Here is a 15,879-nt window from a genome sequence, read left to right on the forward strand (position 1 = left end):
ACATTCCCTAGTCCTTCTGCTGCTGAGGGGCCGGCGGGTGGACGACGAGCTTCCCGGTCAGCCCGCCGTCGATCATGAGCTGGAAGCCCTTGTGGATGTCCGCGAGCGGCAGCGTCCGGTCGATCACCGGGCGGACACCGGTCGCCTCCATCATCCGGAGCATCGCGACCAGCTCGGCGCGGGTGCAGCCGGTGGAGCCGAGGATGCGCTGCTGGAGGTAGAAGACACGGCCGAGGTCGGCGGGCGGGTTGGTGCCGCTCGTGGCTCCGGCGATCACGACGGTGCCACCGGGTCGCAGCGACTTCAGCGAGTGCGACCAGGTCGCCTCGCCGACCGTCTCGATGACCACGTCGACCCGTTCGGGCAGCCGCTCACCGCTGGCCACGGCGGCACGGGCGCCCCAGGCGAGGGCCTCGGCGCGCTTGGACTCGCTGCGGCTGGTGGCGTACACGACGGCGCCCGCGGCCACCGCGAGGCGGATCGCGGCGGAGGCGACCCCGCCGCCCGCGCCCTGCACCAGCACGCGGTCGCCAGCGGTGATCCCGGCCTGGGTGAACAGCATGCGGTATGCGGTGGTCCAGGCGACGGGCAGGCAGGCGGCCTCGTCGAACGACAGCCAGTCCGGCTTGGGGACCAGGTTGCGGGTCGGCACGGTCAGGTACTCGGCGAAGGCCCCGTCGTGCTGCTCGGAGAGCAGGGCCCGGTTCGGGTCGAGGGTCTCGTCGCCCCGGCCCGCGTCCGGGTCCCCGAGGACCGGGTGGACGATGACCGCGTTGCCGTCCTCGTCGTATCCGGCCGCGTCGCAGCCGAGGATGATCGGCAGGCGCTCCGGAGGGTGCCCGACGCCCCGCAGGGTCCACAGGTCGTGCATGTTCAGCGAGGAGGCCACGACCCGGACCCGCGACCAGCCGGGCCGCGGGTGCGGTTCGGGGACGTCGCGGAGCACCAGGCCGGACAGCGGGTCCGCGGCGCTCTGGGATTCGGCGATTGCAGCAAGCATGGAGCCACATTCGCCCGGCACCGGCTTCGCGCCCCAGCCCGTGTGCCACGGTGCAGCACGCGTACCTGGTGGGCGGGGTATCGGCGGAGCACCATGCTGCCGGGATGAGAGTGAGGTAGTCGATGGTGCAGCCGACAATGGCCACGAACTCCTTTTCCGTGCGGCCGGAGATCGCACTGTCCTGGCGGCGCTCCGCGATGAGCGGGCTCACCACTTCGACGCCGGACATCCCCGTGGACCCGGACGCGGCCGACCGGCGCAGCCGTCTTGTCATGGCCGCCGAGCCCGTGCTCGCGGAGGTCGCCGAGCAACTCGGTGACATGGACTTCTGCGTCCTGCTCGCCGACCGGGACGCGCGGATCGTGAACGTCCCCGTGGGAGCCGGGACCCTGCGCAGGCGCCTCGAAGGACTGGGCGGAGTGCCAGGCGGGCTGTTCCTGGAGGAGACGACGGGCACGAACGCCATCGCCACCGCACACGAACTGCGGCAGGGCTTCGCCGTCCACGGCGAGGAGCACTACATCGAGCCGTTCAAGCAGCTGAGCTGCTACGGCCAGCCCATCATCCACCCGGTGACCCACCGGCTCGAAGGTGTCCTCGACATCACGTGCCTGGCCCGCGACGACTCCCCGCTCCTCGGCCCCTTCATCGCCCGGGCGGCACGGGACATCGAGGAGAATCTGCTGCGCACGGCCCGCCGTACGGAGCAGCGGATGCTGTCCGCGTTCCAGGCGGCGGCCCGGCGGAACCGGCCGGTGCTGGTGATCGGCGAAGGCGTGGTGCTGGCGAACACCGCGGCCACCGAACTGCTCGACCCGATCGACCACCTGCGGCTTCGGGAGCTGGCGACCGGTCTCGGACGCCGCCCCGGCAGGTCTGATGAGCCCTGTCCGGTCCGCTCGGTGCAGCTGTCCTCGGGGCGGACCTTGTCCGTCCGGGTCCAGGTCGTCTCCCCCCGCGCTGAGGGCGTGCTCTTCGAGTTCCCGGATCAGGAGGAACGGGCCGTCGTGCCTCGGCAGGTCGCTCGGCCGTCCGAACCTGTGCCGGGGACACCCACGTACGTCGGTGGCCCGCCCGGCACCGGGCGTTCGACGACTGCGCGGTCACTCGCGGGCGTCGACCCGACCGGCATCGTGACCCTCGACGCGTCGGACGTGGCGGCCCGAGGGGAGGAACCTTGGCTGTCCACGCTGGAGCAGGCCGCGCAGGGCGGAGCCCGCGTGCTGGTGGTCGAGGACGTCCATCTGTTGCCCGAGTCCTGCTGCGTTCGCCTACGACGGCTCATGGACCGGTGTGACCCGTGTGATCCGTGGATCATCCTGACCGGTGCCCCGGTCTCCGGACTGGCCGGACGCCATGCCGTGCTCGTCTCGGGCTGCTCCAGCCGGATCGATCTGCCGCCGCTGCGCGACCGCTCCGCGGAGCTGCCGGAGCTGGTGCGGGCGATGCTCCGTGACCTGGGCGCCGACGACCGGCTGCGTTTCACGTCCGCCGTGCTGGGGGTGCTGGCCGGCCACCCGTGGCCCGGCAACCTGCGGGAGCTGCACACGGTCGTACGGGCGGTCGTCGAGAGCCGGTCGGCCGGCGATGTCACGCTCCAGGACCTTCCCGCGGACTACCGGACCAGTCCCCGCCTGCGGGTCATGACACCGCTGGAGCGGGCCGAGCACGACGCGATCGTCGCCGCTCTGCGCGAGTGCCAGGGCAACAAGGTGCACGCCGCGAAGCGGCTGGGCATCAGCCGGACGACGCTGTACAGCCGTATCCGTGTCCTTCGCATCACCGCGTGACCCCGGTGTCGGGGGTCAGTGGGGCATGTCGTCCAGAGCCGTGGAGAGACCGGCGACCTCGGGTCGCTCGGCCGCGAGCAGCATCACGCTGCCACCGGGCAGATCCGCCGCCGCGACCTGATGGAAGCCGCCCGCCTCAAGGACCGCCTGGGTGACCGTGTCGCCTTCGTCCGGGGCCGCGACGAGACGGCGGCAGTGCGGATCGGCGGCGAAGAGCGCCGGGACGAGCACGCGAAGGAGCCGGGCGGTCATGGTCCGCCCGGCCGGGTCGCCTTCCGGCGGCACGACACCCACGACGAGGTCGTGGGCGCCGAAGGGGTAGCAGGCCCGCACCGGATCGCGCAGGACCCGGCGAAGGCGCAACAGGATCGGCGACCCGCCGTCGACGCCGGTGACGGCGTAGGCGACGGCGGGCCTGTCGGTGAGCGGACGCATGGTCCAGCCGCCCCCGAGCTCGGGCTCGGGGGGTGCCGGTACCGGATCGACGGCGGCCATCGCGGCGCTCACGCCGTCCCGGTGTTCTGCTCGGCCTCGACCAGGCGGCGCAGTTCGACCTTGGCGAGCTTGCCACTGGCGTTGCGCGGCAGCTGCTCGACGAGCACGACCTGGGTGGGGAGCTTGTAGCGGGCGAGGTGCCGGCCGGTGAACTCGCGGACCTCCTTCACGGTGAGCGCGGTACCGGCCTCGCAGGTGAGCACGGCCAGGACGGTCTCGCCCCACTTGGCATCGGGGACGCCGATGACCGCGGCCTCCACGACATCCGGGTGTTCGATGAGGACGCGCTCCACCTCGGCCGGGTAGACGTTCTCACCACCGCTGATGATCATGTCTTTCAGCCGGTCGACGATGTAGTAGAAGCCGTCCTTGTCGCGGTGCGCGATGTCGCCGGTGTGGAACCAGCCGGCGTCGTCGAAGGCGGCACCGGTCGCCTCGGGGTTGTTCCAGTAGCCGGGGGTGACGTTGGGGCCGCGGACGCAGATCTCGCCGCGGGTCTCGGCGTCGTGGATCTTCGCGCCGGTGCCGGGATGGGTCAGACAGATCTCGGTGTACGGCATCGGCGCCCCCGCCGAGCCGGCCTTCTCCTCGGTCAGCGCGGCCGGGAGGTAGGTGGCGAAGGGCGAGGTCTCGGTCAGCCCCCAGGCCTGCTGGAGCAGGACGCCCCGTGCGGCGTAGTCCCTGATCAGCTGGGGCGGTACGGGGGCGCCCGCGACGATCGGGGCGCGGAGCGCGCTCAGGTCGGCGTCGGCGAAGCCGGGCACCCTGGCCAGCGCGGAGAACATGGCGGGGACGGCGAAAAACGAGTTGACGCGATGCCGGACCAGGTCCTCCAGGCACTGCGCCGGATCGAACCCGCGGCGCAGCACCACGGTGCCGCCTCGCAGCAGGGTGCGCAGGGTGAGGGCGTTGAGGCCGCCGATGTGGAAGAGCGGGGCGACGGCGAGGTTCACGTCGTCGGGCCGGGTGTCCACGACGCTGTCCACGTTGGTGGCGTTCCACCAGAGGTTGCCGTGGGTGAGCGTGACGCCCTTGGGCCGCCCGGTGGTGCCGGAGGTGTACATCAGCACCGCGAGGTCGTCGTCGTAGGCGGGGACGGGGTCCCGTGGTGTGCCGCCGCGGACGAGCAGTTCGGACAGGGGGGTCCATACGGCGGCGGGTGCGGCAGCGGTGGGGCAGGCCGGGTCGGTGTCGACCAGCACGTGGCGCCGGGTGGGCAGCTCGGTCAGGATCGACTCGGCCAGCTCTCGGTGGCCTTCCTCGACGACCAGGGTGTGGGCGCCGCAGTCGGTCAGGATGTGCCGTACCTCGTCGGCGGCGAGGCGGAAGTTGACCGGGACGAACACCGCGCCAAGGTGGGTCGCCGCGAGCAGGGTCTCGAAGAAGGCGAGGCTGTTGAAGCCCAGGTAGGCGATGCGGTCGCCGCGGCGCAGACCGTGCTCGGCCAGTCCGGCGGCGAGGGCGGCCACCGTACGGCCGAGCCGTGCGGAGGAGGTCTCGCGGCCCTCGTAGATCACGGCGGTGGTGGTAGGAGCGTACTGAGCTCTGCGGTACACCGCGGCTGCGGGGCTGATGTCGACGGCGGCCATGGCGTCGGCTCCTTCGATGGCTGTCGGACGAGGCGGGCGGGGAGGGTGGGAGGGGCGGCCCGGTCAGAGGGCGGTGCCGCCGGCGGGGTTGCGGAAGCCGCGTACGGCGATGCCGCCGTCGGCGGGGATCACCGCGCCGGTGACGGTGCCGCTGTTGGCGCGGGAGGCGAGGAGCACGTACGGGCCGGTGAAGTCCTCCGGCTCGACGCTGGAGTCGTAGAGCGGGATGAGCGGGGGCTGCTCGGTGCCGGACGCCTCGTTCCTGGCGAAGGAGGCGGCCAGGGTGCGGTTCTGCAGGCCCAGGCTCTGGGGGCCACGCAGCTGGGTGCGCATGCCGCCGACGGCGACGCCGTTGACGCGGACCTTGGGCGCCAGCTCGTAGGCGAACTGGCGGAGGAGACCGAGGCACGCGTGCTTGCTGGCGGTGTAGAGGGAGCCACCGCCGTCGGTGTGGAAGGACGCGTTGGACAGGGTCATCACGATGCTCCCGCGGGTGGCGACCAGCTCCTGCCAGGCGGCCTCCACAGCCAGGACGTAACCCTTGACGTTGATGCCGAAGATCTCGTCGAAGGCCTCGGACAGCTCCTTGCCGTCGAGCCGGGTGACACTGCGGTGATAGTCCCAGATGCCGGCGTTGGGGACCAGGATGTCCAGTTTGCCAAATTCCGCGACGGTCGTGTCGACAGCCCGGTGCAGGTCGTCGGGGCTGCGTACATCGCCTGTGACGGGCAGTACACGGTCGCCCAGCTCTCCGGCGGCGCTGACCACCTCCGCCAGCTGCTCGGCGGTGCGGCCCATGACGGCGACGTACGCGCCCTCGGCGAGGTAGCGCAGGGCGACCGCGCGGCCGATGCCGGAGCCGCCGCCGGTGATCAGGGCGACGTCGCCCTCCAGCCAGCCCATGTTCAGTGCTCCTTGAGGAAGTCGGTGACCAGGCGCTCGAACTCGGCCTGCCGCTCCAGCTGCACCCAGTGGCCGCAGCCACCGAAGACGTGCAACTGGACGTCGCGGATCTGCTTGAGCATGAGCTGGGCCCCGTCGAGAGTGATGGTGCGGTCGTCGCGGCCCCAGAGGAGAAGCGTGGGTGCCTTGATCTTGTGGACGCGCTGCCACAGCGGGTCCATGCCGTGACGCTTGGCGAAGGCCGCGTTGTAGGCGTGGTAGAAGGCGATGTGGGACTCGTCGAGGGAGGCCTCGTAGCGGGCCTGGACGGTGTCCTCCCAGCGCTTCGGCTCGGCGGTCATGACGCGGATGAAGTCCCGCATCTTCTTCACCGTCGCGCCTTCGCCGTTGTAGTAGCGGAACATCGCCTTCTGGCCCTCGGTCGGGGTGGGGCCGAAGGGCAGCCAGCCGCCACCGGGCGCCATGAGCACCAGCTTCTCGACCCGCTCGGGGGCTTCGAGCGCGGTGGCGATGGCCGCGGCGCCGCCGAGGCTGTTGCCGAGCAGGTGGAAGCGGTCGATGCCGAGGGCGTCCAGGGTCTGGAGCAGCGCGTCAACCGTGATCTGCGTGATGCTGCGCTCGTCCAGGTCCGCCTCGGTGGGGCGATAGCTGCTGCCGAAGCCGGGCTGGTCGGGCAGGACGACGCGGAAGTGCGGGGTGAGGGCGGCCAGGTTCTGGTGGTAGTTGGCCACCGCGCTGGCGCCGGGGCCGCCGCCGTGCAGCATCACCAGCACCGGGCCTTCGCCTGCCTCGCTGACCGCGATCGGCCCGAGCGTCGTCTGCACGGTGTGCTCGACGAGCTTCGGCTCTTCAGTCTGTGCAGTGCTCACGAGAGGTCTCCGGTCGTTCATGGTCATCACAGGAAGGTGCTGATGTTCTTGGCGAGCAGGACGTTCTGGTCCAGCAGGATCGTGCGGCGGGCGATCAGCAGATCGCCATCCTCGGTGCGGCGCAGTACGTCGGTGCGCCCGCCGGCATAGAGGTCGACCTCGCGCTCCAGGCGGTTGCGGTAGCAGAGGAAGGCCGACTCGGCGATGTACTCGCCGGGCTCGTCGCCCGGCCGGACCAGGACGTTGGTGATCAGGTGCCGGGTGCGGGACGGCGGGTCCTCGGCCCACGCCATGCCGGAGTCGAAGCGGCGGATCCGCCAGGCCAGGCTCGCCTTGTTCTCGTCGAAGATCGCCACCTCGCCCGGTGAGCCGTCCGCCAGGGCCTGCTGCCGTCGCAGCCGGTTGGTCCGCACCGGCGCCCAGTAGTGCAGGTCCTCGGCGAACAGCTCCAGCCAGTCGGCGTAACGGTGCTGGTCGAGCAGGTGCGCCTCGACCGTGTACAGGCGCTGTACCTCGAAGTGGAGCCGGATGTCGTCGTCGAGCGTTCCGTCGCCGTCGGGCGTGCGGGGCGGGGTCTCGGCGGCTGCCGCCTCCGGGGGATGAATACTCATCGGTGGGTCCTCCTGCGGGCCGCGCCGGGTGCTGTCATTCCAGCGCGGTGAGGGTGGTTCGGGGAGCGAGTGTGCCAACGGGCGGCACAGCGCCGGTCAGCGCTTGAGGAGCGTGCGCAAGTCGGCGTTCTCGTCGCCGAGTTGTACGGGGTCGACCGTGACACCGCGGTCGATGAGCCGCCGGGCGGCCTTGATCTCGCGGGCTCGGTCGACAGCGGCCGCGGCGACCAGTGTGTCGCCGCGCAGGCCGAAGACGGTGAAGGAGCCGTCGTCCGGTGCACCCCGCAGGACGATGCGCTCGGCGTCGGCCATGGTGCCGACCGCTTCGAGGCGGGAGCCGTGCCGGTCGGACCAGAACCAGGTGGCGCCCGGCTCCGGGGCCGGGCGGCCGACGATGCCGTGGGCGGCGGCCTCGCCGTCGTGCTGCGCGGCCTCCCAGTGCTCGTGCCGGACGCGGTGGCCGTCCAGGCGGGCCACGTCGCCGACGGCGAGGACGTTCGGGTGGGAGGTGCGCTGGCCGGGCTGGACGACGATTCCGTTGTCCACGTGCAGGCCGGCGGCCTCGGCGAGCGCGGTGGCCGGGCGGATGCCGATGCCGGCGACCACCGTGTCGGCGGCCACCGGACCGGCGTGTCCGTTCAGGTGCACGAGGACGCCAAGGCCGCCGGGGCGGCGTTCCACACGCTCGACGCCCGCGGTGATCACCCCGATGCCTTCCGCGGAGTGCCTGAGGTGCAGCGCGCTCGCGATGTCGTCGCCGACCACCGCGGCCAGTGGAACGGGCACGGGGTCGATCAGGGTGACCCGGCAGCCCAGGGCGTGGGCCACGGCCGCGGTCTCGGCGCCGATCAGTCCGGCGCCGATCACGGTCACCCGGGCGCCGGGCAGCAGCCGTTCCCGCAGGCGTTCGGCGTCCTCCCAGGTGCGCAGCACATGTACCGCCGGGTCGTCGCCGCCGGGCACCGGCAGCGCACGCGGTGTGCCGCCGGTCGCCAGGACGATCCGGTCGGCGGCGACCGCCTGGCCGCCCGCCAGCTCAAGACCGCCCTCGTGCGGACGGATCGCCCGTACGGCCGCGCCCTCGCGCAGGTCGACGCGCGCGTCCTCGTACCACTTCTCGGGTCGCAGCAGGATGTCGGGGCGCCGGGCCTTGCCCAGCAGCACGTCCTTGCTGAGCGGCGGCCGGTCGTACGGCAGCCCGTGCTCGGCGGAGCACAGGACGAGCTCTCCGTCGTATCCCTGGGCGCGCAGGGCGTCGCAGGTGGAGACGGCGGCCAGGCCCGCGCCGACGACGGCGATGCGCCGGGGAGAGGTCATGCTCCGGCCTCCTGACCGGGGTGCAGCCAGACGGCGCCGTCCCGGACCTCGACGCGATGGGTGCGGACGGCGGCGGTGGCGGGCATGCACTGCGGCTCGCCGGACTTCAGGCAGAAGCGGGCGCTGTGCAGCGGGCACTCGACCTCGCCGTCCTCGATCCAACCCTCGGAGAGGGAGGCCTGACCGTGGGAGCAGGTGTCGTCGAGGGCGTAGTAGGTGCCGCCGTCATGGAAGACGGCGATGGTGTCGCCGTGGCCGGTGGTCTCGGCGGGCACCTTCAGCGCTTCGCCGTCCTCGATGTCGCCGAGGTCCGCCACTCGGATACCGGTGCTTGTCGTGCTCATCATGCGTCCTTCTCGCTGGACTTCTCGTGCCAGGCGGGCGTGTTCATCAGGTCGCGCCAGCGGGTGTAGAAGCCACGGGCGGCGCCGTCGCTGTAGAGGCGGCCGGTGGTGCCGGGATGGATGCCGTCCTCGGCCTGAATACCAAGACCCATCTGGTAGTTGAGGGTCATGGAGCCGGCCACGAAACCGTGGGCGGTGGCCTGGCACTCGCTCCAGTTCTCGCCGTCGTCCTGCTCGAAGATGCCGGTCGGTCCGAACGTCCGCAGGTTGTACAGGCGTTGGGCGTTCTTCACCTCGTCGGGCATCGACTTGTCGACGATGGTCCAGGCCCAGACCTCCATCTTGTCCGGTCCCTTGGGGTGCCAGACCCGGATGGAGCCGTTGACCGGGAGGTAGGAGAAGTTGGGAAAGGCGGTGCCGTGGCCGGTGGTCATCGGCCCCTCGACCCGGGTGTCGCCGAGGCGTTCGCGCAGCGCGTCGTAGTCGTACCAGTCGTGCACGACCCGGTCGTCGAAGCGGCTCTTGGGGTGGGTCGGGAAGCCGTGGCCGTGACCGAGGGGGTCGGTGTACTGGCGGCCGGGTGTCTGCACGACCTCGGCCTTCGGTCCCTTGCCGGTCGGCGACATCACCATCAGCGCGGAGGCGTGCGAGATGTTGACGTGGTACCAGTCGGAGGCGAACTGCTCGGCGGCGAGCTTCCAGTTGCCCTCGAGAACCCACTTGTGCACGCCGCCCACGACCTCCGTCCCCTCCGGGTCGCGGTCGAGCATGGCGTCCAGGTACCAGGTCAGACCGCCCAGCGCCTCGGGGAGCGGCGGCGCCCCGGGGTTCCAGGTCGCGAAGACGAGCCCCTTGTACGTGTCGAGCTGGGCGACCTCGATGAGGCCCCACTGGTCCTGCTCGAAGTGGTCCGGGTAGTCCTCGCCGTTGGGTACGTTGACCAGTTTGCCGGACATGTCGTACGACCAGCCGTGGTAGCTGCATGTGAACGCCTTCGTGGCGCCCGCGTCGGCCCGGCAGACCCGCATGCCGCGGTGGCGGCAGGCGTTCAGGAACGCGCGCAGTTTGCGGTCGCGGCCGAGGGCGACGATGACCGGGTCCTCACCCATGTACGTGGTGAAGAAGTCGCCGGGCTTGCTGAACTGGCTCTCGTGCGCGAGGAACAGCCAGCTCGGCGCGAAGACGCGGCGCAGCTCCTGCCGGTAGAGGGCGGAGTCGCTGAAGATGGTCCGGTCGACCAGACCTCGGTCGAGATCGAAGTGCGCGCCGACGTCGACGGACGGCTCACCGACTCGGGCCAGGCGGTCCGACGGACGGACGGGTGTGGATGTCATCGCTGGGCCTCCTGGGGGCGGGTCGGGTGGTGAAGGGCGGTCGCCGTCGGCTCCGACCGGCTGCCGCCCGAGGGCCCGTCGGCCGCACGGTCGCGGGAGCCGACGCCGGTCTCGGCTCCCGTCTGCGCGGTGGCCGTCTCCGACCGTGGTTCACGGATGGCAGCGCCGCCCAGGGCGTGCCGGAACCACGCGGTGAGCCTCTCGGGCCCCGCATCCGGGGGCGCCGGGGCCGCGAAGGCGGCGGTCGGGACCGGGACGTCGTGTCGCTGCATGCCCCTAGGAGACGTGGCCGCCGGACGATCGGCCCAGGCCGCGTGCCGTGATGTGGCACGCGACCCGAAGCGGGATGCCGTCGCCACGACACGGCGGCACGTCCAGTGGGCGGGGCATGAAGCGGCTGTCCGGCCCGTGATAGCTGGCACAGCTACGCGTCGTTTACAACACCGAAACGGTCCTCTACATTGGACACGTGTCCATTTTAATGGCCACCTGGAAGATCTCCGGAGCCCGCCATGCCCCTCCAGTCCCCTCGTTCCGAGTCCACTGCCGAACAGCAGACCGCTGTCGACAAGGCACTCGTTCTCCTCAAGTCGCTCGCCGAGCTCGACGGCGAGGTCGGCGTCAGCGAGCTGGCCCGCCGGACCCGGCTCACCAAGTCGACCGCCTTCCGGCTGCTCGGCATCCTGCAGCGCAACGACCTCGTCGAACGAGTCGGAAGCAACTACAGGTTGGGTGCCGAGCTCTTCGACATCGGCACCCGGGTCTACGGCCCGACCCCGCTGATCCTGCGGGAACGCCTGCTGCCGTATCTCGCGGATCTGTACGAGCTGACCCACGAGACCGTGCACCTGGCAGTCCTGCACGACACGGACATCGTGTACGTCAACAAGATCCACGGTCACCGCGCCGCCCGCTCGCCCTCCCGGATCGGCGCCCGCCTGCCCGCGTACTGCACGGGCGTCGGCAAGGCCCTGCTCGCCTTCGATCACGACGCCGCCGAAGCGGCCGTGGCGACCGGACTGCAGGCCCTGACCGAGTACACCCTCGCCGAGCCCGATGCCTTCCGCGCCGAACTCCGCCGCATCCGCCAGGAGGGCATCGCGTACGACCGGCAGGAGGCCGCCCTGGGCCTCACCTGCATCGCCGTGCCGATCATGGGGCCGGGTGGACGCCCGGTGGCGGCCCTCTCCGTCGCGGGCTCCGACCACCGCTTCGCCCCCGCCCGCTACGCGTCGGCCCTCCGCCGCGTGGCCTATGAGGCATCCCGCGCGGTCACCACCACCCGGACACGCCAAGCGGCAATGCCCGAGTACAACAGCCTCCCCGCGGCCTGACAGCCTGGAGCGGCGTCCCCGGCATATGTGCGGTACCGGGGACGCCTTCGGCCGGGATCGGGCGGGTTCGAGCCCGGTCCGATCCGACCGCTGCACCGCCGTCGGCGTCTCCGCACCGGGCGGGATCTGTCCGAGCGACGGGCCCTGCCACCCTCGCGGTTCCACCGCGGAAGACCGAGCACGCGTGCCGCCGGGCGGCACAGCCCACCCTCGGAACTCAGCTCCCGCCCTCGCCTTGAGCCCGCGTCACGTCGACTCCGTCGGCGGTGACCCGTGGACGTCGATTCGCGGCACTCGGCAGATTCCGGCGTGCCGGGGGACGGCACGATCGCGTGCACGGCCTTGACGGAGCCGTCACCTTTCTGCGCACCAAGTCCCCCCTGTGGCCTGGATCACCAGAATCCTCCGCCGCAGGTCAACGGAAGGTGAGCCGCACCATGTCCGATTCCGTCAAACCGCTCGCACCCCCCGCCAACGCCCCGGGCGACACCACCACGGTGTCGCGGGTCGCCGTCGCCAGCCTCATCGGCACCACGGTCGAGTACTACGACTTCGCGGTGTACGGCACCGCCGCCGCGCTGGTCCTCGGTCCGGCCTTCTTCCCGTCCGGCAGCACCACGGTCCAGACCCTCGCCGCGTTCCTGACCTTCGCGGCCGCGTTCCTCGCCCGCCCCGTGGGGGTGATGCTGTTCGGGACCATCGGCGACCGACTGGGCCGCAAGCGGGCCCTGGTCCTCTCCCTCGTCCTGATGGGTGTCGCAACGGTGGGGGTCGGACTGCTTCCGACATACGAGACCGCCGGGCTCCTCGCCCCTGTCCTGTTGGTGACGCTGCGCCTTCTGCAGGGCGTCAGCATGGGCGGTGAATGGGGTGGAGCGGTACTGCTGGCCGCCGAGCACGCGCCCCCGGGACGCAGAGCGATGTTCGCCTCGATCCCCCAGGTGGGCCCGTTGGCGGGCTTTCTGCTGTCCAGCGCCGTGATCCTGCCGACCCTCTCGATCGCCGGCCGGGACGGGTTCGCGGCCGGTGCGTGGCGGGTGCCCTTCCTGCTCAGCACGGTGCTGATCGTCATCGGTCTCTGGATCCGTACGAGGGTGACCGAGTCGCCGGTGTTCGCGGAACGCGGACCCGAGACGCGTACCGTGTCCCGATTCCCTCTCGGCACTCTGATCAAGGAGTACCCGGGCCGGCTGCTGCTCGGCGTCGGTGCGGGGATCGGCGGGTCGGCCGTCTACTACCTGACGATCGTGTACAGCCTCTCCTACGGGCCCAAAGCCCTCGGTATTCCCCAGAGCACGATGCTGACCGCCACGAGCATCGGGTCTGTCGCCGCCATGGCCGTCACGGTCCCGGCCGCCCGGCTGGCCGACCGGGTGGGCAGGCGGCCGGTGATTCTGGGCGGCGCCATCGGATGTGTGGTGTGGGCGCTGCCCATGTTCGGCGCGCTGGAGACCCGTGACGGCCTTGTCATCACGGGGGCGTACACGGTCGGTCTGGCCCTGTTCATGTTCATGTTCGCGCCGATCGCGGCGTTCCTGCCGGAGCTGTTCCCGGCCCGGCTGCGCTATACAGGCGCCTCTGCCACGTTCATCCTCGCCAACACACTCGGCGGCGGGTTCGCCCCGCTGATCGCGACCTGGCTGAACAGCCACTGGGAGTCGCCGCTCGTGCTGGGCCTCTACGCGGGCGGGCTCTGCCTGGTCAGCCTGATGTGTGTCCTGGCTCTGCCCGAGACCCGGGACGGTGAGTTCGACAACTGATCCGCCACCTCCGGCGGTCGCGTCGCCTAGCCGGAGCGACCGCCGGGACCACCCCACGGTCCACGAGACTCAGTCCGGGTCTCCGCCGTGGGTTCGCGCGAGATTGACGCCGCCGGTACCGGGCTGCACGCGCGGCACGCTCACCACGATGTGGACCAGACTCTCGCCGTCGAGTGACTCGTAGACATGCGGCCTGTCACCCGGGTACCGCACGAAGTCCCCGGCCGACAGCTCCACCAGACTGTCGACGGGTCCCACCCGCACCCGGCCGCTGATGACGTACAGGTGCTCCAGAGTGCCCACCGGATGCGGCTCCGACGACTTGTACGGACTCCGTGGATCACGTCCGATGCGCACCAGGTAGTTCTCGATGACACCGGAGCCGTACACGTGGTCCAGCGACCGGGACTCGTACCCTTCGTGCTGCTGCCAGACCACCTCGTCGGCCCGTTGCACGGCCATCACCTGTTCCCGTTCGGCGACCAGCCGCGTCACGGGCACGCCGAGGGCGGACGCGATGGAGAACAGCGTGTCGACGGTGGGATTGCCCGTCCCCTGCTCCAAATTCGACAGCGTCTGCTTGGCCAGCCGCGCCTGGCGGGCCAACTCGGCCAGGGACAGCCCCCGCTGCTCTCTGAGAAGGCGCACATTGCGCGCCACCACGGTGTTTCCTGAGGACACGCCACCACTCTATGTGGCCGTTGCCCTGACGATCACAGAGGCCCGGAAAGCGACAATCGCCGGCCCCTCACGCGCCGGGCCGTTCCGCGGCACTGATCCGCTGCAGGGCCTCGACGAACGTGGCCCGCATGTCGGCGGGAATCCCTGAGAAAACATGCTCGTCCACGGATTCGCTCAGCGGCCGGATCCGCTCCACGGACCGCACACCCGCCTCGGTGAGGGTGAGCAGCTTGCGACGACGGTTGGCGGGATCGACCTGGCGGTCCAGCACCCCGCGCTGCTCCAACCGATGCACCAGGGGAGCCAGCGTCGCGAAGTCGATCCCGGTGATCTCGCCGAGCCGGGACTGGTCGATGCCGGGCCGCTCGTGGATGGTGAGCAGCACGGCGTACTGCGGCGGGGTCACATCGCCCACGACGCTGTTCCACTGCGCCGCATAGCTTTGCAGCGCACGTCGGAGCAGGTGGAGCGGCGACTCCAGCAGCGGCTGCGGACGGTCCTGCTCGGTGATGACTGGCTCCCTGCGATGAACGGGGTGTGGCCCGATTCTGCCAGATATATCGCCGTACACGAACTGTTCGTACACGAATGGCACGCGGCGTCAGATGCCCCTCCTGATGTCCAGGAATTGAACAGTTCGCCACGTGCGCGCGGCCCTACGTTGCCGGTCAGGGACTTACCGCATAGGAGCCGCACCATGCACATCACAGCCGCACTGACCGAGGCCAAGGGCGCCCCTTTCACCCTCGCGCCGCTCGAACTCGACGACCCACGGCCCGGAGAGGTCGTCGTGAGGCTGGTCAGTTCGGGCGTGTGCCACACCGACCTGATCGTCCGGGACCAGTGGTACCCGGTGCCGCTGCCCGCCGTGCTCGGCCACGAGGGCGCGGGCGTCGTGGAGACGGTCGGCGACGGCGTCACCTCCGTCGCCCCCGGCGATCACGTCGTCCTGACCTTCAACTCCTGCGGCCGGTGCCGTATGTGCGTCCAGGGACGGACCGCGTACTGCGACCGGTTCTTCGCCCGCAACTTCGCGGGCACCCGCACCGACGGCAGTACGCCCCTGCACCGGGACTCCGGTGACGTGCACGGCGTCTTCTTCGGCCAGTCGGCGTTCGCCACCCACGCACTCGCCAACGAGGGCAACGTGGTGAAGGTGGACCCGGGCGCTCCGCTGGAACTGCTCGGCCCGCTCGGCTGCGGGGTCCAGACCGGCGCCGGTGGCGTCCTCAACACCCTCCGTCCGCCGGCCGGCAGCAGCATCGCGGTGTTCGGTGCCGGCTCGGTCGGCCTCAGCGCCGTCATGGCCGCCGTCGTCGCGGGTTGCACCACCATCGTCGCCGTCGACCTCAACGAGCAGCGGCTTCAGCTGGCGAAGGAGGTCGGCGCCACCCACGTCATCAACGGTGCCGAGGGAGACACGGTCGAACGTCTGCGCGACCTCACCGGCGGCCTGGGCGTGGACTACAGCCTGGAGACCACAGCGGTCCCGGCCGTGCTGCGCCAGGCCGTCGACGCCCTCAACCAGGGCGGCACCTGCGGCCTGATCGGCGCCGCGGCACCCGGCACCGAGGCCTCCATCGACATGTCCGCGCTCCTGTTCGGCCGCAGCCTGCGCGGCATCGTCGAGGGCGACAGCGTCCCGCAGGTGTTCATCCCGAAGCTCGTCGACCTGTACCAGCAGGGCCGCTTCCCCTTCGACAAGCTCATCAAGACGTACGCCTTCGAGGACATCAACCAGGCCGTCGAGGACTCCGAGAAGGGCACGACCCTCAAGCCCGTCCTCACCTTCGGCTGAGCAGTAGTTCGGCACGGCTCCACCGCGGACGGCGAACACCGCATTCGCCCGGTC

At 71.0% G+C, this 15,879-nt stretch carries 16 protein-coding genes; 4 read left to right on the forward strand and 12 right to left on the reverse strand.

From position 1 onward, the window contains the following. Positions 1-7 precede the first annotated feature (7 nt). Positions 8-1,000, reverse strand: a complete 993-nt coding sequence (locus ABT057_RS43400) for a zinc-binding dehydrogenase (RefSeq protein ID WP_352349832.1) — start codon at positions 998-1,000, stop codon at positions 8-10. 122 nt (positions 1,001-1,122) lie between these two features. Here ABT057_RS43400 and ABT057_RS43405 point away from each other — a divergent pair, with 122 nt between their 5' ends. Further along, on the forward strand, positions 1,123-2,790 hold the full coding sequence (locus ABT057_RS43405; RefSeq protein ID WP_352349834.1) for a sigma-54-dependent Fis family transcriptional regulator: 1,668 nt from the start codon (positions 1,123-1,125) through the stop codon (positions 2,788-2,790). Positions 2,791-2,805: 15 nt separating this feature from the next. Here the strand turns inward: ABT057_RS43405 and ABT057_RS43410 are convergent, their stop codons facing one another. The 9 genes from ABT057_RS43410 to ABT057_RS43450 form a co-directional block, all read right to left on the reverse strand. After that, the gene (locus ABT057_RS43410; protein WP_352349836.1) at positions 2,806-3,297 is read right to left on the reverse strand and encodes a GNAT family N-acetyltransferase; all 492 of its coding nucleotides are present in this window, start codon (positions 3,295-3,297) and stop codon (positions 2,806-2,808) included. Further along, the gene (locus tag ABT057_RS43415) at positions 3,294-4,874 is read right to left on the reverse strand and encodes an acyl-CoA synthetase (protein WP_352349838.1); all 1,581 of its coding nucleotides are present in this window, start codon (positions 4,872-4,874) and stop codon (positions 3,294-3,296) included. The genes ABT057_RS43410 and ABT057_RS43415 overlap by 4 nt, the downstream gene beginning before the upstream one ends. A 63-nt stretch (positions 4,875-4,937) precedes the next feature. Continuing rightward, complete coding sequence (gene hcaB / locus ABT057_RS43420; protein ID WP_352349840.1) at positions 4,938-5,777, reverse strand: 3-(cis-5,6-dihydroxycyclohexa-1,3-dien-1-yl)propanoate dehydrogenase; 840 nt, start codon at positions 5,775-5,777, stop codon at positions 4,938-4,940. A 2-nt stretch (positions 5,778-5,779) separates the two neighbouring features. Further along, complete coding sequence (locus ABT057_RS43425) at positions 5,780-6,646, reverse strand: alpha/beta fold hydrolase (RefSeq protein ID WP_352349842.1); 867 nt, start codon at positions 6,644-6,646, stop codon at positions 5,780-5,782. 26 nt (positions 6,647-6,672) lie between these two features. Continuing rightward, positions 6,673-7,257, reverse strand: a complete 585-nt coding sequence (locus ABT057_RS43430) for a 3-phenylpropionate/cinnamic acid dioxygenase subunit beta (RefSeq protein ID WP_352349844.1) — start codon at positions 7,255-7,257, stop codon at positions 6,673-6,675. Between the two features lie 96 nt (positions 7,258-7,353). Further along, positions 7,354-8,574, reverse strand: coding sequence for an NAD(P)/FAD-dependent oxidoreductase (locus ABT057_RS43435; protein ID WP_352349846.1), 1,221 nt, complete (start codon positions 8,572-8,574; stop codon positions 7,354-7,356). Beyond that, a complete protein-coding gene (locus tag ABT057_RS43440; RefSeq protein WP_352349848.1) occupies positions 8,571-8,918 on the reverse strand; it encodes a bifunctional 3-phenylpropionate/cinnamic acid dioxygenase ferredoxin subunit in 348 nt (115 codons plus the stop codon). Before ABT057_RS43440 ends, ABT057_RS43435 begins: the two co-directional genes overlap by 4 nt. Continuing rightward, positions 8,918-10,252: an aromatic ring-hydroxylating dioxygenase subunit alpha gene (locus ABT057_RS43445; RefSeq protein WP_352349850.1), complete on the reverse strand. Its 1,335-nt coding sequence runs from the start codon at positions 10,250-10,252 to the stop codon at positions 8,918-8,920. The genes ABT057_RS43440 and ABT057_RS43445 overlap by 1 nt, the downstream gene beginning before the upstream one ends. Further along, positions 10,249-10,524, reverse strand: coding sequence for a hypothetical protein (locus ABT057_RS43450; RefSeq protein WP_352349852.1), 276 nt, complete (start codon positions 10,522-10,524; stop codon positions 10,249-10,251). The genes ABT057_RS43445 and ABT057_RS43450 overlap by 4 nt, the downstream gene beginning before the upstream one ends. Positions 10,525-10,764: 240 nt before the next feature. Here ABT057_RS43450 and ABT057_RS43455 point away from each other — a divergent pair, with 240 nt between their 5' ends. After that, positions 10,765-11,586 carry an IclR family transcriptional regulator gene (locus ABT057_RS43455; RefSeq protein ID WP_352349854.1) on the forward strand — a complete coding sequence of 274 codons (822 nt, stop codon included), beginning with the start codon at positions 10,765-10,767 and terminating at the stop codon, positions 11,584-11,586. Positions 11,587-12,023: 437 nt separating this feature from the next. After that, positions 12,024-13,346 (forward strand): MFS transporter, encoded by a 1,323-nt coding sequence (locus ABT057_RS43460; RefSeq protein WP_352349856.1) that lies wholly within the window; start codon positions 12,024-12,026, stop codon positions 13,344-13,346. 69 nt (positions 13,347-13,415) lie between these two features. On the opposite strand, the gene ABT057_RS43465 is transcribed toward ABT057_RS43460, so the two are convergent. Next, the gene (locus tag ABT057_RS43465) at positions 13,416-14,027 is read right to left on the reverse strand and encodes a helix-turn-helix domain-containing protein (RefSeq protein WP_352349858.1); all 612 of its coding nucleotides are present in this window, start codon (positions 14,025-14,027) and stop codon (positions 13,416-13,418) included. Between the two features lie 67 nt (positions 14,028-14,094). Beyond that, positions 14,095-14,613 (reverse strand): MarR family winged helix-turn-helix transcriptional regulator, encoded by a 519-nt coding sequence (locus tag ABT057_RS43470; protein WP_352349860.1) that lies wholly within the window; start codon positions 14,611-14,613, stop codon positions 14,095-14,097. 111 nt (positions 14,614-14,724) lie between these two features. Here ABT057_RS43470 and ABT057_RS43475 point away from each other — a divergent pair, with 111 nt between their 5' ends. Continuing rightward, a complete protein-coding gene (locus ABT057_RS43475) occupies positions 14,725-15,825 on the forward strand; it encodes an NAD(P)-dependent alcohol dehydrogenase (RefSeq protein WP_352349862.1) in 1,101 nt (366 codons plus the stop codon). The last annotated feature ends 54 nt before the right edge of the window (positions 15,826-15,879 follow it).

The organism is Streptomyces sp. NPDC002588, from assembly GCF_040295925.1.
Taxonomy (GTDB): Bacteria; Actinomycetota; Actinomycetes; order Streptomycetales; family Streptomycetaceae; genus Streptomyces.